The sequence below is a fragment of the Niveibacterium microcysteis genome (assembly GCF_017161445.1).
Taxonomy (GTDB): Bacteria; Pseudomonadota; Gammaproteobacteria; order Burkholderiales; family Rhodocyclaceae; genus Niveibacterium; species Niveibacterium microcysteis.
Genome location: NZ_CP071060.1, coordinates 1,104,624 through 1,128,342, shown reverse-complemented (window position 1 = coordinate 1,128,342; position 23,719 = coordinate 1,104,624). Strand labels below are relative to the sequence as shown.

General features: G+C 65.9%; 19 protein-coding genes. 14 read left to right on the top strand and 5 right to left on the bottom strand.

Translation table 11 applies throughout. The annotated features are described in order from the left end of the window. The first annotated feature begins 57 nt into the window (after positions 1 to 57). The 6 genes from JY500_RS05250 (at position 58) to JY500_RS05225 (ending at position 8,603) form a co-directional block, all read left to right on the top strand. The gene (locus tag JY500_RS05250; RefSeq protein WP_206255321.1) at positions 58 to 3,366 is read left to right on the top strand and encodes a diguanylate cyclase; all 3,309 of its coding nucleotides are present in this window, start codon (positions 58 to 60) and stop codon (positions 3,364 to 3,366) included. A 116-nt stretch (positions 3,367 to 3,482) separates the two neighbouring features. Further along, positions 3,483 to 3,908, top strand: a complete 426-nt coding sequence (locus JY500_RS05245) for a hypothetical protein (protein WP_206255319.1) — start codon at positions 3,483 to 3,485, stop codon at positions 3,906 to 3,908. Positions 3,909 to 3,993: 85 nt separating this feature from the next. After that, positions 3,994 to 5,133: a hypothetical protein gene (locus JY500_RS05240; protein WP_206255318.1), complete on the top strand. Its 1,140-nt coding sequence runs from the start codon at positions 3,994 to 3,996 to the stop codon at positions 5,131 to 5,133. A gap of 41 nt (positions 5,134 to 5,174) precedes the next feature. After that, positions 5,175 to 6,080, top strand: coding sequence for a tetratricopeptide repeat protein (locus JY500_RS05235; protein WP_206255316.1), 906 nt, complete (start codon positions 5,175 to 5,177; stop codon positions 6,078 to 6,080). Between the two features lie 69 nt (positions 6,081 to 6,149). Continuing rightward, a complete protein-coding gene (locus JY500_RS05230; protein ID WP_206255314.1) occupies positions 6,150 to 7,793 on the top strand; it encodes an NAD(P)/FAD-dependent oxidoreductase in 1,644 nt (547 codons plus the stop codon). Positions 7,794 to 7,823: 30 nt separating this feature from the next. Beyond that, on the top strand, positions 7,824 to 8,603 hold the full coding sequence (locus tag JY500_RS05225) for a hypothetical protein (protein WP_206255312.1): 780 nt from the start codon (positions 7,824 to 7,826) through the stop codon (positions 8,601 to 8,603). Between the two features lie 19 nt (positions 8,604 to 8,622). Here JY500_RS05225 and JY500_RS05220 read toward each other — a convergent pair whose 3' ends face one another. Next, positions 8,623 to 10,242: a methyl-accepting chemotaxis protein gene (locus JY500_RS05220; RefSeq protein WP_206255311.1), complete on the bottom strand. Its 1,620-nt coding sequence runs from the start codon at positions 10,240 to 10,242 to the stop codon at positions 8,623 to 8,625. Positions 10,243 to 10,595: 353 nt separating this feature from the next. Here JY500_RS05220 and JY500_RS05215 point away from each other — a divergent pair, with 353 nt between their 5' ends. Further along, a complete protein-coding gene (locus JY500_RS05215) occupies positions 10,596 to 11,405 on the top strand; it encodes a hypothetical protein (protein ID WP_206255309.1) in 810 nt (269 codons plus the stop codon). Between the two features lie 12 nt (positions 11,406 to 11,417). Here JY500_RS05215 and JY500_RS05210 read toward each other — a convergent pair whose 3' ends face one another. Both JY500_RS05210 and JY500_RS05205 read right to left on the bottom strand, forming a co-directional pair. Then, positions 11,418 to 13,133, bottom strand: coding sequence for a SulP family inorganic anion transporter (locus JY500_RS05210; protein ID WP_172203656.1), 1,716 nt, complete (start codon positions 13,131 to 13,133; stop codon positions 11,418 to 11,420). 112 nt (positions 13,134 to 13,245) lie between these two features. Next, positions 13,246 to 13,587 carry a zinc ribbon domain-containing protein YjdM gene (locus tag JY500_RS05205; protein ID WP_206255307.1) on the bottom strand — a complete coding sequence of 114 codons (342 nt, stop codon included), beginning with the start codon at positions 13,585 to 13,587 and terminating at the stop codon, positions 13,246 to 13,248. A gap of 218 nt (positions 13,588 to 13,805) precedes the next feature. On the opposite strand from JY500_RS05205, the gene JY500_RS05200 reads away from it, so the two are divergent. After that, positions 13,806 to 14,246 (top strand): VOC family protein, encoded by a 441-nt coding sequence (locus JY500_RS05200; protein WP_206255305.1) that lies wholly within the window; start codon positions 13,806 to 13,808, stop codon positions 14,244 to 14,246. 126 nt (positions 14,247 to 14,372) lie between these two features. Further along, positions 14,373 to 15,506 (top strand): methyltransferase, encoded by a 1,134-nt coding sequence (locus JY500_RS05195; protein WP_206255303.1) that lies wholly within the window; start codon positions 14,373 to 14,375, stop codon positions 15,504 to 15,506. A gap of 192 nt (positions 15,507 to 15,698) precedes the next feature. Here JY500_RS05195 and JY500_RS05190 read toward each other — a convergent pair whose 3' ends face one another. Next, positions 15,699 to 16,346, bottom strand: a complete 648-nt coding sequence (locus JY500_RS05190; protein ID WP_172203652.1) for a hypothetical protein — start codon at positions 16,344 to 16,346, stop codon at positions 15,699 to 15,701. Between the two features lie 169 nt (positions 16,347 to 16,515). Here JY500_RS05190 and JY500_RS05185 point away from each other — a divergent pair, with 169 nt between their 5' ends. From JY500_RS05185 to JY500_RS22280, 5 genes are all read left to right on the top strand, one after another. Beyond that, entirely contained in the window at positions 16,516 to 18,567 is a 2,052-nt protein-coding gene (locus tag JY500_RS05185; protein WP_206255301.1) for a bifunctional 2',3'-cyclic-nucleotide 2'-phosphodiesterase/3'-nucleotidase, read from the top strand. After that, positions 18,564 to 19,361 (top strand): tetratricopeptide repeat protein, encoded by a 798-nt coding sequence (locus JY500_RS05180; protein WP_206255300.1) that lies wholly within the window; start codon positions 18,564 to 18,566, stop codon positions 19,359 to 19,361. The genes JY500_RS05185 and JY500_RS05180 overlap by 4 nt, the downstream gene beginning before the upstream one ends. A 287-nt stretch (positions 19,362 to 19,648) precedes the next feature. After that, complete coding sequence (locus tag JY500_RS05175) at positions 19,649 to 20,203, top strand: imm11 family protein (protein ID WP_206255298.1); 555 nt, start codon at positions 19,649 to 19,651, stop codon at positions 20,201 to 20,203. A gap of 167 nt (positions 20,204 to 20,370) precedes the next feature. After that, complete coding sequence (locus JY500_RS05170; protein ID WP_172203647.1) at positions 20,371 to 20,889, top strand: PAS domain-containing protein; 519 nt, start codon at positions 20,371 to 20,373, stop codon at positions 20,887 to 20,889. Beyond that, positions 20,864 to 22,324 carry a methyl-accepting chemotaxis protein gene (locus JY500_RS22280; protein ID WP_206255297.1) on the top strand — a complete coding sequence of 487 codons (1,461 nt, stop codon included), beginning with the start codon at positions 20,864 to 20,866 and terminating at the stop codon, positions 22,322 to 22,324. Before JY500_RS05170 ends, JY500_RS22280 begins: the two co-directional genes overlap by 26 nt. A gap of 17 nt (positions 22,325 to 22,341) precedes the next feature. On the opposite strand, the gene JY500_RS05160 is transcribed toward JY500_RS22280, so the two are convergent. Further along, positions 22,342 to 23,688 (bottom strand): TFIIB-type zinc ribbon-containing protein, encoded by a 1,347-nt coding sequence (locus JY500_RS05160; RefSeq protein ID WP_206255295.1) that lies wholly within the window; start codon positions 23,686 to 23,688, stop codon positions 22,342 to 22,344. Positions 23,689 to 23,719 lie beyond the last annotated feature (31 nt).

Here is a 23,719-nt window from a genome sequence, read left to right as displayed (position 1 = left end):
CATGAATACCCGACAGCGTATGCCGGCCCACGCCGGCCGGCCCAACACCTGATCGCGATGCTGCGCAGCTTCCGCTCGACCATCCTGGTCTTCATTCTCACCGCGGCGCTGGTGCCGGTGCTCACGGTGTCGATTCCGTACATCTGGCATGTGTATGCCAGCACTCGGGACGGCGCGGTGACCGAGCTTCGGCTGACCGCCGAACGCCTGGCAACCGAGATCCGCCACGAACTGAGTTTCGCCGCATCGCGCTTCCTGGCAGCCGCGCACGACAAGGATCTCGCGCTGTCGATCAGCAGCCCCTTTTTCGGCACCCGTGCGACCGCCATCGCAGACGAATTCATCCGCGAGTCACCCGCAGTTGCCGCCAACTTCCTGCTCGACAAGAACTACGAGTTGATCGACGTGGTGCCGGAACCCGCCGGCATCGCCGAGCTCGGCCCACTGCTCGCCTACATCCGCGCCGCGATGCCCGATCCGCAGCGCTACCGCGAACACGGCCTGTGGCTCAAGCTCAGCGATGCACGGCTCGCCAACCAGTTACTGCGCGTCGCCGGCAACGAAGGCAAAGCGGCGGACCCACGCCTGCTGGTGCTGGTTACCCCGCTGTTCCTGCAACGCTACAGCCGACAGACGCCGATGGAAGGCTTGGTGGTGGCTGTGATTCCGCTGGCCTCGCTACGCGAGACCGCGAACCGCTACCTCGCCCGCGCGCAGTCGGTCTCGCTTGATTTTGACGATGCGCCGGCGCAGGGCGCGCGCGACGATGTGCAACAGGCGCAAGCGAGGGTCGAAGGCGGCTCGGCCGCCGGCGAGTTGCCGCGCCTGATCGTGAGCGTTTCGGAGCCGAACAGCGTGCGCTTTGCGGACCTGCGACGAACCCTGTGGCTGCTCTGTCTGCTGCTGGTGGTTGCGGTGGGGACGCTCGCCCTCGCCGTAACCTACCTCGGCCGCAGACTTGGGCGGCCGCTGCGCGAGCTTGAAACCCTCGCGCGGGATTACGCCGAAGGTCGCTACGCTGCGGCGCCAGCCAGTTCGGGTTTCGCCGAGTTCCGCCGGGTGTACAGCACGCTCAGCGAAATGGGCCAGCGCATCTCGCGCCAGCTCGACGAACTGCGCAATACCAACGAACAGTTGCAGCAGGCCGACAAGCTCAAGGACGACTTCCTCGCCAGCACCTCGCACGAACTGCGCACGCCCTTGCACGGCATCATCGGCATTGCGTCCTCGCTACTCGACGGCGCCGCGGGCGACCTCTCGCCCAAGGTGTTCCGCAACGTGCGGCTGATCGAGCAAAGCGGCAAGCGGCTCGAAACCCTGGTCAACGACATCCTGGACTTCTCCAAGATCAAGAACCGCGCGCTCGCGCTGGAGCTGCGCCCGGTTGAGCTCTCCAGCCTCGTGGACATCGTGCTGTCGCTGCATGAAGCCGCCGCCCAGCGCGTCGGACTGGAGCTCGTCAACGAGGTGCCGGCCGATCTGCCGCCCGCGTGGGCCGATGAATACCGCCTGCAGCAGGTACTGCACAACCTCGTTGGCAACGCGATCAAGTTCACCCCCGAAGGTACGGTCACGGTGCGCGCGTCTGCAGCCGCGGGCGAATTGCGACTCTCGGTCGCCGATACCGGCATCGGCATTCCAGCGGAAAAGCGCGATCTGATCTTCGACCCCTTCGTGCAGGTCGAGGGGTCGCTCACACGCCGCCACGCCGGCACCGGTCTCGGCCTGTCGATTTCGCGCCAGCTCGTCGAACTGCACGGCGGCACCCTGGCCGTCGACTGCCCCGCGGAAGGCGGTACCGTCTTCACGCTCACCCTGCGTGCGGCGGAAGGCGAAGTTCCGGTGGATGTGACAACGCTGCGTCACCGCCTACCCGGTTTCACGCTCCCGGATGATGAACCGGGCGACGACGCCGACGCCCCCGCGCTGTCGGCGGATTCACTGCCGCGCCACGACGCCAGCGTGCTGATCGTGGACGACGAGCCGATCAACCTGGAGATCCTCTCCAACTACTTCTACAACGAGCCCTACACCCTGCACCGCGCCAGCAGCGGCGCTGAGGCCCTGGAAATGCTCGAGGCGCACGGCCCGGTCGACCTGCTGCTGCTCGATGTGATGATGCCGAAGATGTCCGGCTTCGAGGTGTGCCGCCGCATCCGCGAGAACCCACGTTTCGCGGCCACCTCCATCCTCTTCCTCACGGCACGGGAGCAAGCGCAGGACATCCACCAGGGCTTCGCGCTCGGCGCAAACGACTACCTGATCAAGCCGATCTCGCGCGTCGAGCTGCTGACCCGCTGCCGGTACCACATCCACTACGGCCGCGTGAAGAACGAGCTGGCCCTGCTGAACCAGTCGCTGGAGCAGAAAGTCGAAGCCCGCACGCAGGAACTGCAGGAAACGCTGGCGATCATCCAGCGCAATAGCGATGTGTTCCGCGCGCTGCTCGAAATCAGTATCGAGCTGCAAGGGGACGAAGACCTCGCCAGCAGCGTGGGCGGCTCCCTGGCCAAGCTCTCGGCGCTGTATCCGGGCCGCGGCTTCGCAGTGCTGCTGGGCGGCGCAGGGGCGCGACAAGCGTTTGTCAGCGGATCGGTCGCGGAACCGGGCGCCGGCATTGCCGACGCGTGGGCAGGAGACGAACACTTCCCGACTGCGGACTGGCTGACGGCGCATGACATGATCGCGTTGCCGCTCATCGGCCCCCGCCGCATCGGTCTGGGTCGCATGCTCGCTTGGCCTGCTGCGCTCGACCAGCACGAACGCGAGGTGGTCGAGCTCTACGGCCGGCAGCTCTCCGCGGTGGCCGCGAACCGCCGGCTGCAGGACGAGCTGGAACGCATCGCGCTGACCGACGCACTGACCGGCGCCTTCAACCGCCGCTATTTCGAGCAGACGCTGCTGCAGATGCGCTACACGCAGCAACGCTGCCCGGAGCGGCACTTCGGCCTGATCTCGATCGACGTCAACGGGCTCAAGACCACCAACGACCTCTACGGCCACGAAGCCGGCGATGCACTGATCTGCGCCGTGGTCGAAATGGTCGCCGGCGCGCTACGGCAAAGCGACATGGTGTGCCGCATCGGCGGCGACGAGTTCGTGATCCTCGCGCAGGATGCGACGCTCGACGCCTGCGAACATCTGGTCGCCCGGCTGGAGGAGCGGCAACGGCAGACCCGCATCGTCGTCGACACCCCCCAGGGCCGGCTGACGCTGCCGGTCAGCTTCAGCATCGGCTACGCCTCGAGCGAGGAAACGCCGACCGATGCGCTGCAGCGCGTGGCAGACCAGCGCATGTACACACGCAAACAGGCCCACTACGCCAGCCTGCCCGAGGCAGCCGGCGCCCCACCCGAGGCACTATAGCGGGCGCTCGCGCGGGGCCAAATATGTCATCGGCACGTCGCACGCGTTAAAGCACAATGCCGCTCGTGCAGGCCGGCGGCCCTGCCGCCCCCTGTGATTGCCGCCCGGGAGTGCACATGCGTGGTCTCAAAGGCTTGCTGATCCGCAAGATCGTCATCACCGCCATCTTCTGGTGTGTGCCCTTGCTGCTGTTTCCGTCGCAGTGGTTCATCGCGCTGGGCATGCCAGCGCCCGAGCCACTGTTGATCGCTCGCCTGCTTGGCGCCGCCTACCTCGCGCTGCTGGTCGGCTACGGGGCCGGCCTGCAGGCCCTGCGCCGCGGCGAGAGTCCGCTGGCAGTGATCGACATGGGGATCACCAGCAACGGTGCAGCCGCCCTGCTGATGCTTTACTTCGGCACGACCGGCAGCTGGGCGCAGTGGGGTATCGGAGCGCAGGTCTTCATGTGGCTCTCGGCCCTTGGCGCCGGATCGATCGCGGCTAGCCTGCTGCGCTTCCGCTTGCGCCATCGCGCCGAGCCGAAACCCTCAAGGCCAGACTGACGCGCCAACGCCACGCAGGCTGTCCGGCGCCTGTGATCGGCCACGCACACGGGTTAAGCTTCCGGCATATTCGTTGGAGGCAGACATGCGTGAGGCAATCGTGATCGTGGCGGCACTGCTGGCGGGCTGCGGCGGAGGCGGCGGATCGTCCGGCGGGCAAGACACTGGTGGCGCCGGTGGCGGCAGCAACACCGGCGGATCGGGTGGCGGTGGCGCGGTCGTGTGGGCCGACCCCTACCCGGCCGCCGGCAACCCGGACGGCCATTGCGCGGTGCCGGCAGAGGCCGCCGCCGAAGACGCATCGAAGCCCAGCACCGTGATCGGCGACGGCACACCCGCCAGTTGCACCAGCGATGCAGTCGTCGCCGGTATCGCCAAGGGTGGCGTGATCGCCTTCAACTGCGGCGCCAGCCCGGTCACGATCACCATGACGCAACCGGCTCGCATCTTCAACAACACCGGCCCGAAGATCGTCATCGACGGCGGCGGCAAGGTCACGCTGAGCGGCGGCGGCAAATCGCGCATCCTGTACATGAACACCTGCGATGCCGATCTGGTGTGGACGACCTCGCACTGCCAGGACCAGGATCACCCGCAGGTGTCGGTGCAGAACATCAGCTTCATCGACGGCAACGCCAACGGTGCCAACCCCGACGGCGGCGGCGCGATCTGGGCGCGCGGCGGCCGGCTCAAACTGGTGAACACCCGCTTCTTCCGCAACCAGTGCGACGCCACCGGGCCTGACGTCGGCGGCGCCGCGGTGCGCGCGTTCAGCCAGTCGCAGAACCTGCCGCTCTATGTGGTGAACAGCAGCTTTGGCGGTGCGGCGGGGCTCGGCAACAGCTGCTCGAACGGCGGCGGGCTGTCGGCGATTGGCGTCTCGTACAGCGTGATCAACGGCGTCTTCACGCACAACAGCGCGATCGGAAACGGCGCCAACCCGGCCCGCAGCGGCACGCCCGGCGGTGGCAGTGGCGGCGCGATCTACAACGACGGCAACACCTTCGACCTGAAGCTGTGCGGCACCCGCATCGCCAACAACAGTGCGAAGGAAGGTGGCGGCGCGATCTTCTTCGTCAGCAACGACCGCACCGGCACCTTGTCGATCACCGATTCGGTGTTGAGCGCCAACCCCAGCGCGGGCTTCGAAACCGCCGGCTACCCGGGTATCTTCTATCTCGGCGAGGGCGCGCCGAAGATCAGCGGATCGACGCTCACGCCTTGAGCCGGCGCTACGATGTGCTCGGCGATACCTCGGAGCGGCACATGAGCGACCGGTTGCACGGTTCAAGCGCGAACATCCTGAAGCGGCCTACGGCGTGCGGCCTGCTGTGGCTGAGCTTGCTCAGCCCCCCCGCGATGGCGCTGGACATCACGAGCCTGTGGGACTTCGGCAACCCGACGCTCAGCGAGCAGCGCTTTCGCGATGCACTGAACGGCGCCAGCGCCGACGAGGCGCTGATCCTGCAAACGCAGATTGCGCGCAGCTATGGCCTTCGCAACGAAGCCGAGCGCGGGCGGGCGCTGCTGGCCTCGATCAGCGAGGCGGCCAAACACGCATCGCCCGAGGTCCGCGCGCGCTACGCGCTTGAGCTGGGGCGCACCTGGGCCTCGGCTGCCCACACGCCAGAATCGCAAACCGCGGAAACCCGCGAGACAGCCCGCCGGCTCTACACCGAGGCCTTCGAGACCGCGCGCGACGCCAAACTCGATTACCTCGCGATCGACGCGCTGCACATGATGGCCTTTGTGGACACTGCGCCCGAGGCGCAGCTCGCGTGGGATTTGAAGGCGCTCGCCTACATGGAGTCATCGCCCCAGGCTGAAGCCAAACGCTGGGAAGGCTCGCTGCGCAACAACATCGGCTACGCACTACACGAACAAGGCCGCTACGACGAAGCGATGGCGCAGTTCCGGCTCGCCCTCGCCGCGCGCGAGCGCGAAGGCAAGGCAGAGCGAATCCGCGAGGCGTGGTGGATGATCGCCTGGACGCTGCGCGCGCAGGGCAAGCTCGACGATGCGCTGGCGATCCAGCTTCGCCTGGCGAGCGAGGCTGACGCAGCCGGCAAACCGGACCCGGACGTATTCGAGGAACTCGAACTGCTTTACCGGGCCAAGGGCGACGAAACACGCGCAACCGCCTACGCGGCAAAGCGGCAGGCTGCCGGCTGAGCCCACGCCCTGCCGCACAAGCGGCACGGGCTACAATACCGGCCGTTTCAACCCGGTCCGATTGTCCCCATGCTGCGCCTTACCGAAATCAAACTGCCGCTCGATCACGCCGCTGAAGAATTGCCAGCCGCGATCTGCCAACGGCTGGGCATCAAGGCAAAAGACCTGCTTGAAGTCTCGATCTACCGGCGCGGCTACGACGCACGGCGACGCAACCGCATCCTGCTGGTCTACACGGTGGACGTCTCGGTCGCCAACGAAGCCGGCGTAGCCAAGCGCCTTGCCGGTGACCGCCATGTCGGCTCCACGCCCGACATGGCCTACAAGTTTGTCGGCCAAGCGCCCGAGGGTCTGCAGGAGCGCCCCGTTGTGATCGGCATGGGCCCGTGCGGGCTCTTTGCCGGGCTGATCCTGGCGCAAATGGGCTTCAAGCCGATCATCCTTGAGCGCGGCAAGGCGGTGCGCGAGCGCACCAAGGACACCTGGGGCCTGTGGCGGCAGAGCAAGCTGAACCCGGAATCGAACGTGCAGTTCGGCGAAGGCGGCGCGGGCACCTTTTCCGACGGCAAGCTGCACACCCAGATCAAGGACCCGAAATTCCACGGCCGCAAGGTGCTGACCGAGTTCGTCAAGGCCGGCGCCCCGGAAGAGATCCTCTACGTCAGCAAACCGCACATCGGCACCTTCCGCCTCGTCGGCATGGTCGAGGAAATGCGCGGCAACATCGAAGCGCTGGGCGGAGAGATCCGCTTCCAGAGCCGCGTCGCCGATTTCGACATCGCCGACGGCCAGGTCCGCGGCGTGATCCTCGCCGACGGCAGCCGCATCGAGACGCGCCATGTCGTGCTCGCGGTGGGCCACAGCGCGCGCGACACCTTCAAGGCCATCTACGACCGCGGTGTCTACGTCGAGGCGAAGCCCTTCTCGGTCGGCGTGCGGATCGAGCATCCACAATCGCTGATCGACACCGCCCGCCTCGGCCCCAACGCCGGCCACCCGATCCTCGGCGCCGCCGACTACAAGCTGGTGCATCACGCCAGCAACGGCCGCGCTGCTTACAGCTTCTGCATGTGCCCGGGCGGCACCGTGGTCGCTGCCACCTCGGAAGAGAACCGCGTCGTCACCAACGGCATGAGCCAGTACTCGCGCAACGAGCGCAACGCCAACAGCGGCATCGTCGTCAGCATTTCGCCGGAGAAGGACTACCCCGGCCACCCGCTCGCGGGCATCGACTTCCAGCGCTACTGGGAAAGCCGCGCCTTCGAGGCCGGTGGCGGCACCTATGCGGCCCCTGCGCAGCGCGTGGGCGACTTTCTCGCCGGCCGGCCATCAACTGCCTGCGGCAGTGTCGAACCCTCGTACAAGCCGGGCGTGCACTGGACCGACCTGTCGCAATGCCTGCCGGACTTCGTTGTCGAGGCACTGCGCGAGGCGCTGCCCGCCTTCGCCAAGCAAATCAAGGGCTTCGCGATGGATGACGCGGTGATGACCGCGATCGAGACACGCACCTCATCGCCGATCCGCATCAAGCGGGGCGACGACTTCCAGAGCATCAACACCCGCGGCCTCTTCCCGGCCGGAGAAGGCGCCGGCTACGCGGGGGGCATCCTTTCAGCCGGCGTTGATGGCATCAAGGTCGCCGAAGCGGTGGCGCTCGACATGCTGGGCCAGACGGCCAGCGGCGGCAGCCGCGGCGAATCGACCGAGTGGTAAACCTGCGCCCAAGGACTTCGGCAAACTGACATGACGAAATCTCGCTTCATCACTGCGCTGATCCTGGTCGCCCTCGCGATCTGGGGCTCGATGGCCCTGCGCAACCCTTACCGCGCACAATTGCCGGTCGGCAGCACGGACCTCTCGGCGATTCAGGCAAAGCTCGACAAGCTGCCGAAGAATGAACGCGCACTCGTTTATGGGTATGTGAAGCGCAGCCGCGGTGATGTGCTGCCGCCGCAATTTGCAGACCCGGACGAACCGCTGACTGCGCGCACCGTTGGCGAGGCGATCGCGCTGCAGCGCAAGTTCCTCGTACGCATGGCCGAGCAGGAAAAGAAGATGGAGGCGCGCCGCGCCGAACGCGATGCCGCGCTGGCGCCGCTTCGCGAAGTGGTGTCGATCGACCTCGTGCGGCGCGAGATCATGCCTGCCAGCGAAGCACAACGAGCCCCTGGCGACCGGGGCAGTGCTAAACGTGCGCAGAGCAACGAACACGACGTACTGGTGACAACCTATCGCCTTGAGAACCTGACGAACCAGACGATCCGCTCACTGGAGGCGACGGTAAACCTGCGCAAGGTCCATCCCCGCGAGGACGAACTGGGTATCGCGGACCACTGCTACTTCAATCGCAGCGAAGCGCTGGAACCCGGCGCACCGGTCGAAGTGCGCTGTGCCGATTTGCGCAAGGGGGTATCGGAAGACGACCGCGACTTTGTCGCGATGCCCGGCAGCGAACTCCTGATCGACTGGGAGCCGAAGCACATCCGCTTCGGCGACGGTTCCGAGCTCGAGTACCGAAACTGAGTCGCACCGGGCTCCCAACTCAGAGCCGGTAAGCCGCCACCACCGCCTGCATCTGCTGGGCCAAACGGTCCAGTGATTGGGCCGCCTCGGCACTGCTTTGCGCGGCCGAGGCGCCCTCTTCCGCCATCTGCGCAATGCGTTCGACGTTCTGCGCCACCGAGGTGCTCGCGCTGCTCTGCTCGCGCATCGCATCCGCAATCTCGCCGACGGTTTCGACGGTGCGCCGGCTGCCTTCCTCGATCTGGCCAATCGCTGCACTGGCGTTGCTGGCGCGCTCGACCCCGCTTTCGACGCGCTGCACGGCGGCACTCATCTGCTGTGAGGCAGCAACCGTCGCCTCACGCATCGCGCTGATCGTTTGGCTGATCTGCTGTGTCGACGCTGCAGTGCGCTCCGCCAGCTTGCGCACCTCATCTGCCACCACCGCAAATCCCCTGCCCTGCTCACCTGCCCGCGCGGCCTCGATGGCGGCGTTGAGCGCCAGCAAATTGGTCTGGTCCGCGACTTCCTTGATCACCTGCACAACGGTCGAGATCTGCTCGCCCTGTTCGCCAAGCCGTTCGAGATGGCCCGAGGCCGCGTGGACCACGCTGGCAATCTCGTTGATGTCGCCCACGGTCTGTTCGATCACCTGGCGCCCGTCACTTGCCTGTTCGCCCGAGGCGCCGGCCAGCGCGCGGGTTTCCCCGGCACGGTCGCCAACATGGTTGATGCTCACGGTCATCTGCTCAACGCTGGCTGCCATACTCGCGGCAGCGCTGCTCTGCTGCTCCGATGCAGTCGCCACTTCGCTCGATGTCGTCGCCAGCGTGCCGGCGGCGCCCGCGACTTCGCACGCCGATTGCTGAATGTCGCGCAGATTGGCCTGCAGGCGCTCGATCAAGCCGTTGAAGGCATTCGCCATGTTGCCCAGCTCATCGCGCCCATGTACCGGGGCCCGCACGGTGAAGTCCAGCTCGCTGCCGATCCGCTGCACGCTGTGCTCCAGCGCATGAATCCCTCGACCGATATCACGCACCAGCACCGCGCCAAACGCGAACATCAGCGCCGCACCAACGACGATGATGCCCCATGAGGTCCACTGACCCTCGCGTTCATCAACGGCGGCCTGGGCGCGCGCCTCGTCAGCCAGGCGCTTGTGGTAGTCGGTATGCGCCTTGAGGGTCGCCGTCACCTCATCGCCGGCCGGTTTCCAGCGGTTCGCGACGACGTCGCGCACCGTTGCAACATCGTTGGCGCGCGAGGCGGCGAGGACTTCCTCAAGAATGCCGAGGTACTTGCCGAAGGCCTTGCGGTCGGTCTCGAGCAGGGTCTTGTCGGTGTTGTCGATCAACTGCTTGTCGATGTCACCGAACAGCGTCGCCACCGCGTCACGCGCCGTCTGCACGTTAGCTTCCAGCGCCGTTTTGCGATCCGCCGCATCGGCAACGACATGCGCGTAGGCATTGACGCGGATGAGGAAGAAATTGCGCTCCACCGCGTTCAGCGTCTGCAGGGCGGGCAGCGTGCTGGTGTGCACATGATCGAGCCGCCCGAGCGCCGAGCGCGCCATGTAACCCCCGATCGCGCCAACCGTCACAAGCGCCAGCAACGCAGCTGCCACCAGCATCCAGAGACGCTGGACGATGCTAATCCTCATGATTCACTCCAGTATTCAGAAGAGCGCGCCTGAAGGGGCGCACCACGCGGTCATTGACCCAGGCGTCGCGGCAAACGCCGCTTGGAAAAACGCCAACGAGAATTCCGACATCGGACTGGCATACGGCTGGTGACGAAAGTGCTTGAGGCTGCCTGCAAAGGCGTTTGATCCTGATTAAAGGCGCCGCGCGCGTGAACTTCAAGTTGGCAGATGTCATAGCGGCCGCCGACGCACTGTGGTAGCCGCAATCGACGGACTGCTGCACGTAAGACTGCATGCCGTGATTGCGCTAGCCGCGCGGCCAGTCTATGCCTTCAGTTGAGGACCACGCCCCACAGCGAAGGAGGCCCGCCATGCCGAACGTCACGCTCACCGATGCATTGCGGCGCGAGTACGACACGCTGTTCAACAGCGTGATCATCCGCCCGGAACGGGCAGGCGAAGTCGAGGCGAGCGTCCGCCGCATCAATGGCGATCGCGATCGCCACACGGCGGTGGCCGAAGCAACGGGTATTCCATGGGGGTTCATCGCCGTGGTGCACAACATGGAGGCCAGCGGACGATTCGACCGCCATTTGCACAACGGCGACCCGCTCACCGCGCGAACCGTGCAGGTACCCGCTGGCCGGCCGAAGACCGGGCAAGCGCCCTTCACCTGGGAGGAGAGCGCGATCGACGCGCTCACGCTAAAGGGGCTTGGCGCCAGTACCGACTGGAGCCTCGCCGGTACGCTGTACCAGCTCGAACGCTACAACGGATGGGGCTATCGCCTGAGCCACCCGCATGTTCTTTCGCCCTACCTGTGGTGCTATTCGCAGCATTACAGCAGCGGCAAGTATGTTGCCGACGGCACCTGGTCCGACACCGCCGTGTCACGCCAGTGCGGCGCAGCGGTGCTGTTACGCCGCATGGCGGAGAGTGGCCTCGTCGATTTTCACGACCAGCCCGCCCCCGCAGCCGATGCCGAGCCACTGATCGTGCGCTACACCACCGAAAAACCGACCGACCCCGCCGAGCTCAAGCGTGCCGAAGCCCTGCAGCAATGGCTCAACACCTTTCCCGGCGTATTCGTGAAGGTGGACGGCGAAGCCGGCAAGCGCACCTCGGAGGCCTACAAGAAAGTGACCGGGCACTACCTGCCCGGTGATCCGCGCGGCACTTGATCCGAGTACGGATCAGATGACGTAGTCGGGTTCCGCCGGCGTGCCGATCAAGCGCATGGCCGAGTGGGTGGAAAGATGCACCGCGCCGCTCAGCTCCGCGAGAAAGCCACTTTGGCGCAGGCGATCCATCACCGGGCCCTTCACCTCCGCCAGATGGAGGGCGACGCCCTGCTCAGAGAGACCGCGGTTCAAGTCACGCAGCCCCTGCAGGGCCGACACATCTATGGCGTTCACCGCCGACAACACGAGCAGCACGCTGCGCGTATCCGGGCGCTGGCGCAGCATGCCGACAATCGCATCGCTGACAAACCGGATGTTGGCGAAGTAAAGGCTCTCATCGACCCGTATCGCGAGCACGCCCGGCTGCATCTCAACCGCATGGCGCAGTCGGTTGCGGTAGTGCTCGCTGCCCGGCACGCGGCCCACCTCGGCCAAGTGTGGTGAGCTGGTCCGCCACACGAAATGCGCCAACGACAGGCCGACACCCAGCAGCACCGCGTCAACAACACCTGCCACCAGCACAGCGGCGGCCGTCGCGAGAAAGATCCACGCGTCGCCACGCTCATAACGCCAGGCCAGCCGCAGGACCGACAGATCAATCAACTGGATCACCGCCACAACGATGGTGCAGGACAGGGTCGCGAGTGGCAGCAGCGCAAACAGCCCCGCCGCCGCGGCCAGGATCACCAGCATCCAGAGCGCCGCGAGCACGCCGGCCAGTTGTGTGCGAGCGCCGGCAAGCTCATTCGCGGCAGATCGGCTGAAACTCGCCGACACCGGGAACCCGCCAGTCACGCCGGCCGCCATGTTGGCGAGGCCCAGCGCAACCAGCTCACGGTTCGGATTGACGGTTTCGCGCCGCTTGAGCGCCAGCACCTGCGCAATGGAATAGCTATCGATGAAACCGATCAGTGCAATCGCCGCGATCGCCGGCATCAGGTCGATCAGCAGGCCGATTTGCGGCATCGGCCACGTCAGCGGTGGCAGGCCTTGCGGCAGCGCACCGACCAGTTTGACCGGCAGCCCCAGCGCATGCACCGCGGCGGCAGCCACGGTGATGACGAACAAGGGTGCCGCCTTGCCGAAAAGGTCCGCCGCACGCGCGGCCAACCCGATGCGCCGCAAGCCCTTGGCGAGCCATGCGCGGCACGCGAACAGCGCGAGCAAAGTCGCCACCGAAAGCGCTGGCGACGCCCAGCTCAACTCATGCCGCACCGCCCACACCCGCGCCAGCATCGACTGCGCGTCCGCCGCATGGCTCTCGATGCCGATCAGGTTGGGCACCTGCGTCAGCAGGATCAGGAGCGCCGAGCCGGTCACGAAACCACCGACCACCGGGGACGACAGGTAGTTCGCGACAAAACCGAACCGCAAGCCGCCGAACACCACACGCAGCAAGCCCGAAAACAGCGCCAGCGCGGCGGCCAGCATCGGGTACTGCGAGGGCGCGACCTGCGACAGCCCGGCGAGCACCGCAGCGGTCATCAACGAAGGCAGCGCGGCGGGGCCAACCGACAAGGCCGCACTGCTGCCGACGATCGCGTAGCAGATCACCGGCAGGATGCTCGCGTACAGACCAGCCTGTGGCGAAAGCCCGGCCAGCAGCGCATAGGCCAGGCCCTGCGGCACGAGAAACATCACCAGCGTTGCGCTGGCAACGACGTCATCCCACAAGTCGGCGCGGCGATAGTCGCGCAGCCAGCCGAGCACCTTGAACGAGGATTCCAAACCTTGCCCCTGCGTCACGGTGCCGCGGCACCGAAGCGTCCACCCTACCGCAAACCGGCAAACCCTCGCTCGCCCGCGCCACACACGCGCAGCGCCGGGCGGCGACTCCGGCTCAAGCCTTGCGCACGAACTCCGACTTCAGCGACATCTGGCCGATGCCGTCGATCTTGCAGTCGATATCGTGATCGCCATCGACCAGACGGATGTTCTTGACCTTGGTGCCGACCTTCACCACCAGCGAGGAACCCTTGACCTTCAGGTCCTTGATCACGGTGACCGAATCCCCGTCCTGCAGCACGTTACCGTTGGCATCCTTGATCACGCGCGCCTCTTCGGCAGCCTCGGCCGGCGCGGTGGCCGACCATTCGTGAGCGCACTCGGGGCAGATGAACATCCCGTTGTCCTCGTAGGTGAATTCGGATTTGCATTGCGGACAATTGGGCAGCGTGCTCACGTTGAACCTTGTATGGATTGAAAACCGCGACTTGGATCGGAAAACGCGACATGCCCAGCCCTGCGCGCGGAGTCGGAAGGGCATCAAACGGCATCGCGTTTGCACAAAGGGGGCGCATTTTACCCCTTCACGGCACATGGTTTTCGGCGCACATAACTTGCCGGGCGGAAATGCGCACGCCACACTGGCCGCCTGCCGATTACCGTGGAGCGCGATCGATGCCCGAAATCACCGGCTTCGACCATCTTTACCTGAGCGTTTCCGACCTGGCGCGTGCCGAGGCGTTCTACGACCGCGCAATGCTGGGCGTACTCGGCTTCCGCAAGAACACGTTTGCGCTGCATGGCGAACCGCATGTGCAGTACTACAACCGCCACTTCGGCTTGGTCATCAGGCCAGCGCGCAGCGCCGCAGCGCACGACGCGTACGCCCCCGGCCTGCACCATGTGTGCTTGCGGGTTGAGTCGATCGACGACGTGATCGCCGCCAGCCGCGAATTGCGCGCAGCGGGCATCGACGCTAGCGAGGCGGCCTTGCATCCGGGCTATGCGCCGGACTACTGGGCCACCTTCTTCAGCGACCCGGACGGCATCCGGCTGGAGATCACCAATTACCGCGCCGAGCGCCGTGCGCGGCACGACGACTGGCCGAACGCCTGAGCCGCGCAGGATCAACAACCCTGCCGCTTGCCGGCTGGCACAGCCCCGCTCGCACGCACAAGGGACTATCCTTCGGCCCTTGGTCCGCGTTACGCGGACCCCGCCCTACATTACACAGGTAGCCCAGTGAGCGACTTTCCCCTGATCGAATGGACCGAAGCCGATGCGGCGCGCAGCACACGCTGGCGCTCCGAGGCTGGCGTTGCACCCCCGAAGCGCGTGGTGATCGCCGACGACACCACGAACGCCGACACCGCCTACAAGCTCGCGTGCGAAGGCACGGCGCTGCTTTACCGCGGCGACTTCCAGAACGCCCGCCTGCTGCTGCAGGCAATGGCGCGCCGCGCTGACCGCAAGAAGGCGAAAACCGGCAACACGCCGACCGAGGCCTTCAACCTGCACCGCATGGCCCAGGCCCAGCGCGCCCGCACGCTGGGCATGCTGCTGATCCCCTTCGATGCCGGCCACATGATTCCACTGCGCCGCGCACCGGATGTGCACGACGCCTGCCTCGAAGCCTACGGCGCGGCCGATGAAGCCTATGTCGCATCGCTGCGCGAGTTGCTTGGCCTGATCGGCGCGCACGAATGGCGCAAGAAAGGGGTCGAGATCCCTGCGCTCGGTTCGCGCATCCACCCGTACTACGGCGTGTTCTCGCCGGTGCGTGGCGAGTATGTCGATCTGGTCGCACGCACCGCACTGCCCGCTGCGGCCGAATCGCTGGCCTTTGACATCGGCACCGGCACCGGGGTGATCGCGGCGATGCTGGCCAAGCGCGGCGTCAAGCGCATCGTCGCCACCGAGCAGGACCCGCGCGCCATCGCCTGCGCAAAGGAGAACATGCAGCGCCTGGGCTTCGCCAACCGTGTCGAGGTCGTGAAAGCGGATCTCTTCCCGCAAGGCCGTTCGCCGCTGATCGTGTGCAACCCGCCCTGGGTGCCGGCCAAACCCAGCTCGCCGATCGAACACGCGGTGTATGACCCCGACAGCCGCATGCTCAAGGGCTTTCTTGCCGGGCTGGCCGCGCACCTCGAGCCGAAGGGCGAAGGCTGGCTGATCCTGTCAGACCTGGCCGAGCACCTGGGCCTGCGCACGCGGGAGCAACTGACCGAGTGGATCGAGCAAGCCGGCTTGAAGGTGGTCGGCCGCGAGACGATTCGCCCGCGCCACGGCAAGGCCGCCGACGCCGACGACCCGCTGCACGCCGCCCGCGCGCAGGAAGTCACAACGCTGTGGCAGTTGGCTGCGGCGAACAAGTGAACCGCCTGGCCCCGTACCGGCGCGGCCCGATCCAGCCCTGTGCCCCTTGTGCGCTAGGCGCCCGACTCAGAGCCTGAGAAGGATTTCGTCGCGAGCGGCTCAAGGTCGAAGAGAGAAGCGCAGCCGTACAAGTGGTACGGCGAGCATCGCAGCTTCGAGATTGAGTCGCGCAGCAGAAATACGCTCAGGCTCTCAGAACAGATTGGCCTTCTGTGCCGCTTCGGCCAGCACCTTGGCGAGATCGGCGAGTTGCTGATTGACCTGTTCGGAAGGTGGCGCCACCGCCTTCGCGGACCACAACACGCGACCGTCCGCCACATTCAGCAGCGCGCTCTCGGCGCCGTAAGCGGTACTCACGCTGCTGCCGCCCACCGGCATCGAAATGCCGACGCCAGCGCCACCGCCGCCGCCGCCCCCCCAACTGCCGCCGCCGAAGCCAAAACTGATTGAAGGCCCAGGCGCCACGTAGGAGGCGTCCGGCGCCACCGCTGCGAACCACAGCGCACTCGCACCCGCCGCCTTCGCTGCCGGCAACTGCTGCGCCGCGGCGGCAGCGCGGTCAGCAACTTCGGGCCCAACCCCCGACCCCGCCACTGCGCGCGCGCCGAAGCGCCCGAGCTGCGCGGCAATCTGCTCCTGGCACAAACGCTGGATCGACAGCTCAACGGCCTGGCACACCACCAGCACCTTGGCACCGCGGAGCGGCGCGCCGGACAAGGCCGGGTCCACCCACTGGGAATTGATTTTGGTGCTGGCGCAACCGCCCAGGGCGCCGAGCCCGACCAGCAGAGCCGCGCCTGCGCTCGGCAGCGCAAGAAGCCGTGAATTCAAGCGAAGCATGGCGATATCCCCCATAACGAGCATCCAGCTTACTCCAGCCACGGCAGCCCGATCGAGCCCGGCTTTTCACCGCGCCAACAGGCGCCGAGACAGAAACGCCACAAAGCCTTAACGCCCCTGACATGGACACTGCGCAGGCTTGCCGGTTTTCACTCACAAGGTGACACCGATGCTTGTCCGAAACAGCCTCCTGACCGGCGGCCTCATTTCCGCACTGCTGCTGGCTGGCTGCGGCAGCGACGAGGCCGCGCCCGCGCCCGTCGTAACCCCTGCAACACCGAAGATCGAGAAAGGCACCGCCGCAACGCTGGCGCTGCTGGAGACGACCGATCTGCACACCAATGTGCTCAGCTACGACTACTTCAAGCTTGCCGAGGACAAGTCCTTCGGTTTCGAGCGCGTCGCGACGCTGATCAAGAATGCGCGCAGCGAATTCCCGAACACCCTGTTGCTGGACAACGGCGACACGATCCAGGGCACCGCACTGGCCGACTACCAGGCCCAGGTTGCCCCGATCAGCTGTAGCACCACGCTGGCGATGTACAAGGTCATGAACGCCATCGGCTACGACGGTGGCGGCATCGGCAACCACGAGTTCAACTACGGCCTGCCCTACCTGAACCAGGTCACCGGCAACAAGTTCAACATCGACGGGCTGCCCGACCCGGCCAAGCAAACCGCCTGCGCCGGCCCCGCCTTCCCGCAGGTGCTCGCCAACGTGCTGAGCGTGAAGAGCAAGGCGCCGTTGTTCCAGCCCTACGCGATCCTGACCCGCGAACTGAAGGCCAAGACCGCGGATGGCAAGGAAGTCACCGCGCCGATCAAGGTCGGCATCATCGGCTTCACGCCGCCCACCATCATGTCGTGGGACAAGCGCTGGCTCGACGGCAAGGTCTACACCGCCGGCATCAAGGAACAGGCCGAGAAGTACATCCCGGAGATGCGCGCCAAGGGTGCCGACCTGGTGGTCGTGATCTCGCACGGCGGGCTGGATAACTCCGCCTACTCGCCGACGATGGAGAACGCCAACTACTACGTGTCGCAGGTCGCCGGCGTCGACGCGATGCTGATCGGCCACTCGCACCAGATCTTCCCGAACGCAACCAGCACGGTGCCGCAGTTCAACCTGCCGGGCGTCGACAAGGTCAACGGCACGGTCAATGGTGTGCCGACCGTGATGGCGAACTTCTGGGGCAAACACCTGGGGGTGATCAAGTTCGAGCTGGCGTACGACGGCAAGGCCTGGGTCATCGACAAGACCAAGACCAAGGTCGAGGCGCGCTCGATCCAGAACGCCGACAAGACCTATGTTGCGGTAGAGCCGAGCATCGCCGCAGCAGTGGCGAATGAGCACCAGGCCACGATCGACTATGTGAAGACGCCGATCGGCTCGACCGACTTCCAGATGACCAGCTACTTTGCCGATGTCGGCGAAGTTGGCGCGATCGAACTGGTGAACCAGGCGCAGGCGGACTACGTGGCGAAGTACGTGAAGGCGAACCTGCCGGCTTACGCAACGCTGCCGGTGCTGTCGGTCAGCGCGCCGTTCAAGAGCGGCTTCGGCGGAGGCAACGACTACACCGACGTAGCGCAAGGCAACGTCGCGATCAACAACGCGGCCGACCTTTACCTCTACCCGAACACGATCTACGCGGTGAAGGTGAGCGGCGACAACATCAAGGCCTGGCTGGAGACTGCCGCCAAGCGCTTCAACCAGATCGACCCGGCGAAGACGACCGAGCAGAACCTGATCAGCAGCTTCCCTGGCTACAACTTCGACATGTTTACGACGCCGGATATCACCTACGAAATCGACGTCACCCAACCAGTTGGTAGCCGCATCAAGACCCTGATGTACAAGGGCGCAGCCATCGTCGGCACGCAGGAATTCATCGTCGCGACGAACAACTACCGCGCCAGCGGCGGCGGCAACTTCCCCGGCCTGGACGGCAGCAAGACGATCCTCGCCGCGCCGGACGCCAACCGCGATGTGCTGATCGCGTACATCAAGTCGATCAAGACGGTGACCCGCACCGCCAACGGCTCGGACCGCAGCTGGAAGTTCAGCAAGGTCACGACGGCAGGCCCGGTGACCTTCACCTCGTCGGCCGGCAAGCTCGCGCTCGCCAGCGCGGCGGGGCTCAACAACGTGTCGCTGCTGCGTGCGGACGACGGTTCGGGCAAGAGCCTCTCGGTCTACGCGCTGGATCTCTCGAAATGACCGCCGCGGCCGTGACGGATCAGCTCCGTGCCCGGCCCGGCGTGCTCAAGGCGCTCGCAGGCGTGGCGTTGGCCGCCGCGCTTGCGGGGCTGCTCGGCGCGGCATGGACCCATCATGCCGCGCGCACGCCAGCGCCCGCAGCGATCGAAGCCCTCGCCCAGCAAGCGGGCGCCGGGCGCGACGACGATGCCTTGCAACGGCTCCGCTTGCTGGCCGCGCCGCGCGACGCCGCGATGTCTCAGCGCGCATTGGGCGAAGCCCTTCTGGCGCGCAACAACACCCGCGATAGCGCCGAGGGCATCGCATGGCTGGAGAAGGCGGCGAGCCAGGGTGATGCCGATGCCCACATGGCGCTCGGCAAGTTGCAATTCCTCGGCTCGCCCTACGTCGAACGCGACTACCCCTCGGCCTATCGCCACTTTGCGGCGGCCGGCGCGCAAGGCCATGCGGGCGCGGCCTACTACCTTGGCCTGATGCTGCGCAGCGGCTACGGGGTGCGCGAAAACCGCGCGGCCGCCGCACGCTGGTTTGCCCTCGCAGCGGCAAAACAATCACCCGCCGCGATGTTCATGCTCGCCAACGCCTACCGCGATGGCGACGGCGTACCACGCGACGAGCGGCGTGCGCGCGAGCTCTACGAAGAAGCGGCCGAACTCGAACTGCCGGAAGCCATCCAGACACTGGCCATGGCCTATCGCAACGGCGAACTCGGCCTTCCGAAGGACGAAATGCAGGCACGGCATTTCAGCCTCGAAACCGCCCATGCACTGAAGCACCCCGCGCTGGTGCCCTGAAAGCAGCACCCACAGCGCCGGGACTGTGGGCGCTCTCGTCTGCAGAAAGACCGCGCGATCGGTCACGCAGGCGAGAGATCCAACCGAGATCGACATAACGACCACACGTCGCGGCAGAATGGCGCTTCGCGTCGTTAGCGCGCCGCTCCGGGCGCATATCAACGCCCGAGTTTTGCGTCGTGCCGCAGGAGGGAATCGCCCGCGCTAGCGGTCGCGTCCAAAAGGCGTTCGTCGCGATTGATCTGGCGGCAAGGCTCGGAAAGCCCACTTACGGTTCGGAACAGCCAATGGACTACTTCGTCATCGTGTGCGAGGGCAAACACCCGGTTGCGCCGATCAATGTCTCCCCTCGCATACCCGGCTGGATGCTGGGTCGTGTCGTTGAAACACCAGCCGAACAACCATTGCAGTATGTGTTGAACCCGAAGTACCCGGGGAACCCGAAGGCGATGTACGACGAGAAGTCAGTGCCGATCATGCACGACTCGGTCCGCACGGCGCTGGAAGCGGCTGGCGTGTCGAACATCCAGTATTTCGATGCAGCGCTCAGCAATCCGCTCACCGGCGAAGTCCGTCACGACTACAAGGCATTCAACATCGTCGGGCTGGTCGCCTGCGCCGACATGGCGACTTCACAGTTGATGGGCACGTCGTCTTCGCCGATGGGCGACGCCGACTTCCACAGCTTGGTGATCGACGAATCAAAGACCGGCGGCGCGCTGATGTTCCGCCTGGCGGAGAACATCAGCGCGATCGTCGTACACAAGCAGGTGAAGGACGCCATCACGGCCGCGGGCATCCCCGGTTTTGTGTTCTACGGCCCAGGGGAATGGTCCGGCTGAGCACCTGAAGCGCCCCTGCTGGCGAAACCAGCCACCCGCGGTCATTCCCATGTGGCGGAAGCGCCTTGCGACCCCGCCCGTGGCGGGCCCATCTCTTTGATTCAAGTTGCAGCCCCCGGGAGCCGTAATCCCGGCAGGGGAGCGAACGACTTCGGGCGGGAGGGGGCATGAAATACAAGGTCCAGCCGACAAGCGTCGAGCGGGTGATGCGGGAAGACGATTTCATCGTCTCCAAGACCGACTTGAAAGGTCGTATCACCTACGGCAACCGCATCTTCATGGAGTTCTCCGGTTTCTCCGAAGCCGAGCTGCTGAACGCCCCGCACAACATCATCCGGCACCCGGACATGCCGCGGGGGGTCTTCAAACTGCTGTGGGACACCCTTGCCGACCGGCAGGAGGTCTTTGCCTATGTGAAGAACATGGCAAAAGACGGCAGCTTCTACTGGGTCTTCGCCAACGTGACGCCTTCGTTCGACGCAAACGGCATCGTCACCGGCTACCTTTCCGTCCGGCGCAAACCCAAGGCCAGTGGGGTCAGCGTGTGCGAGGGCCTTTACCGCGCGATGCTCGATGCGGAGCAGAAGGCGGGGCCACGCGATGCGTGCGAGGCATCGATGGCGTTGCTGCAATCCGTACTCCGTGACAAGGGGATGAGCTATGGCGAACTGGTTCTCGCGCTTTGACGCGCGCCACAGCGCGACGGCGCTGTATCTGGTGCTCGCCATCTTCGCCCTGCAGGCGGGTTGGCAGCAGGGCGCGATCGGGTGGCCGGCCGCCGTTCTGCTCGTGGGTGCTGCACTGCTTGCCATCGCATGGCGCTCGCGCCGAGGCAAGGGTGGCGAGACCGCACGCCTGACCGCCTTGTGCGAGGAAGTCGCCGCCGGCAAGTTCGAAGGACGCATCACCGGCATCCAGCCAGGCTCGGCGGACGAAGCCCTCTGCTGGGCGTTCAACGACATGCTTGACCAGCTCGAGGCCACATTCCGCGAGCAGAAGACCGCGCTGGCAATGGCCGGCGAGGGCAAGTTCTATCGCCTGACGCAAACCAGCGGTCTGCACGGCGAGTTCCGCGCCGAGCTCGCGCGCACCAACGCCGTGATCGAGAGCCTTGCGGCCAGCCATGCGCTCCAGCACCGGAATGAACTGCTCTCGCGGCTGGGCACGCTCAACAGCACGCATCTGCTATCCGACCTGCAAACCAATGTCCGCGACATGCAGACCGTGGCGGAAGCCTCGGATGCCCTCAACGCGATTGCCCGCGCGAACTTCGAAGACGCGCAGCAGAGCCGCGCCGCAATCGACCAGTTGGTGCACAGCCTTGGCGATATTTCCACCCGGGTGGACACCACGCTCGCGGCGATCAAGGTATTCAACGAACACAGCGAGCAGATCAGGCGCTCGGTCGACCTGATCACCGGCATCGCAAATCAGACCAATCTGCTCGCACTCAACGCGGCGATCGAAGCGGCGCGGGCGGGCGAGCAGGGGCGCGGCTTTGCCGTGGTGGCCGACGAGGTACGCAAGCTCGCCGAGAACACGAAGCAATCGTCGGAGCAGATCGCAAAGGTGATGGAAGTGTTCTCCGATGACGCCCGGCAGATCCTGCAGAACGCCCACGAGATGCATGGCGCCACCGCGTCCTCGCGCGATCAGATCGCCACGCTGGAACAGAGCTTTGTCCGCTTCGAGGCTTCGTCCCAGAAAGCACTCGTCGAGGTGGAGAAGGTCGGCGACATCAGCGCGGTCTCGCTCGCGAAGACCGATCACATTCTCTACAAGCAGAACGCCTATCTGGTGCCGGTCAACGGTCCGGCCTCCAGCCAGGCCGCCGCGATCGCGACAACCGAGGCGGAGTGCCGTTTCGGCAAATGGCTCGCAGGCGGACACGGATTGTTCACCGCCCCCGCTGCACGCGGCCTGGAGGCGCCCCATCGCACAGTGCATGACGCACTGCAGCAGATGGTGAGCGTACTCAGCGCGGGCGATTGGGCGTCCAACGCCACGGCGAAGCAGATGGCCTACCAGCATTTCGAGACCGCGGAGGCCGCCAGCAGCCAGATGATGGCCATGCTCGATCGCATCGTCGTACAACGCGAGGCCGAGCGGGCACAACACTGAGCGCCGCCGGCCCGGGGTCAGTCGAAGAACGCCGAGTCGGACTTGAAGATGGTCTGGCTGTTCGCGGTCAAGGTGTACTCGTAGCGCCCCTTGTCGAGCAGGCGTTTGCTGCAAGCAGCCGATGGCACGAAGGTCGCCGTTGGGTGAGCGTTGTCGAGTATCGCATTGCGTTCGCCCTTCCGGTTCTGGATCTCCATCGGGCAACGTACCCATGCATCGCGCAGCTGCTCATAAGCGAGATTGACTCCGACCAAGACTGGCGGCCCGCCGTCACGCGCAACCTGGAGCGTGTCGCCACGGCGAGTCACGTGGAGCTGAGGCGGTGCTTCGCCAGCGGGCGCATGCGTAACGCCACGCATTCGGCGCGCCCGGTCACGCGCGGCCTCGGCTTCGTACTCCGAAGCGCTGAGCCGGGTCTGCGTGCCATCGGCGTTCTCAACGATGGTCGGCTTGGGGCGATTAGCCACGCCCGACCACAACAGCACGCCCAGGCAAACACAGGACACCGCGATACCGATGCGCCTGCCGATGCCGTGCGATGGGGGGTCCGCATACGCCGCGTCGAGCATGCCGCCGACCCCCTCCTCCAACTTGCGGCGCGACACCTCAGGTCGCTGGCGCTGGTAGTTGCTCGCCACCTCGTCCGCCACCGCGTTTGAGACTGCAACGGCCATCGCGCTCTCGCGCGGCCGGACGATCGCACGGCAATGCGGGCAAGCGGTATCGCGGCTCGGATCGAGCATGCCACCGCAGGCCTCACAGGCAACCTGCGCCGCCGTCGGCTTGAGCGCGACCGGCGCGGCGACCTGCTCGCGGTCGATCGCAGCGGCCAGGCGTGCGGGGTCATACACACCCACTGGCGATGCGCAGTAGGGGCAAGCGTTCTGCGGGCGCCCTTCGAGCGTGGCGCCACACTGGTTGCATTTGATCGCCTTGCCCGCCGCGGTCAAGGCATGGATGTCGTGCCACTCATAAGGCCGGAAGTAACCCTTCTCGGCCAGGAACAGCATGAAGCTCTGGTAGATGCCATGTTCCTGCGGGCATTCCAGATGCGCGGTGCGCCCGTAGCGCGTGAGGTCGAACACCCGCTTGAGCGGCTGGCCGCAAACCTGGCAAGGCAAGGTCTGCGGCAGGGGCCGGAAAGTCGGCTCGATGGCCATGCAGGCATCGATCTCATGCACCAGCGCCACCAGCCCGGGCCCCGCAATCCGGATCGACTCCATCGCATCGAACCAGATCAACGAACACGGCGCGCAGACGTCGATCTCGACCGTGCGCTTGTAGTGGCCGGCCAGACGCAGCACACGCATCGGCGCGCCGCAGTGGCCGCAGCGGCGCGGCTGGCCGTACGACCTATCGTTCATTTGATCCGTGTCGGGCATCCAGAGACCTGAC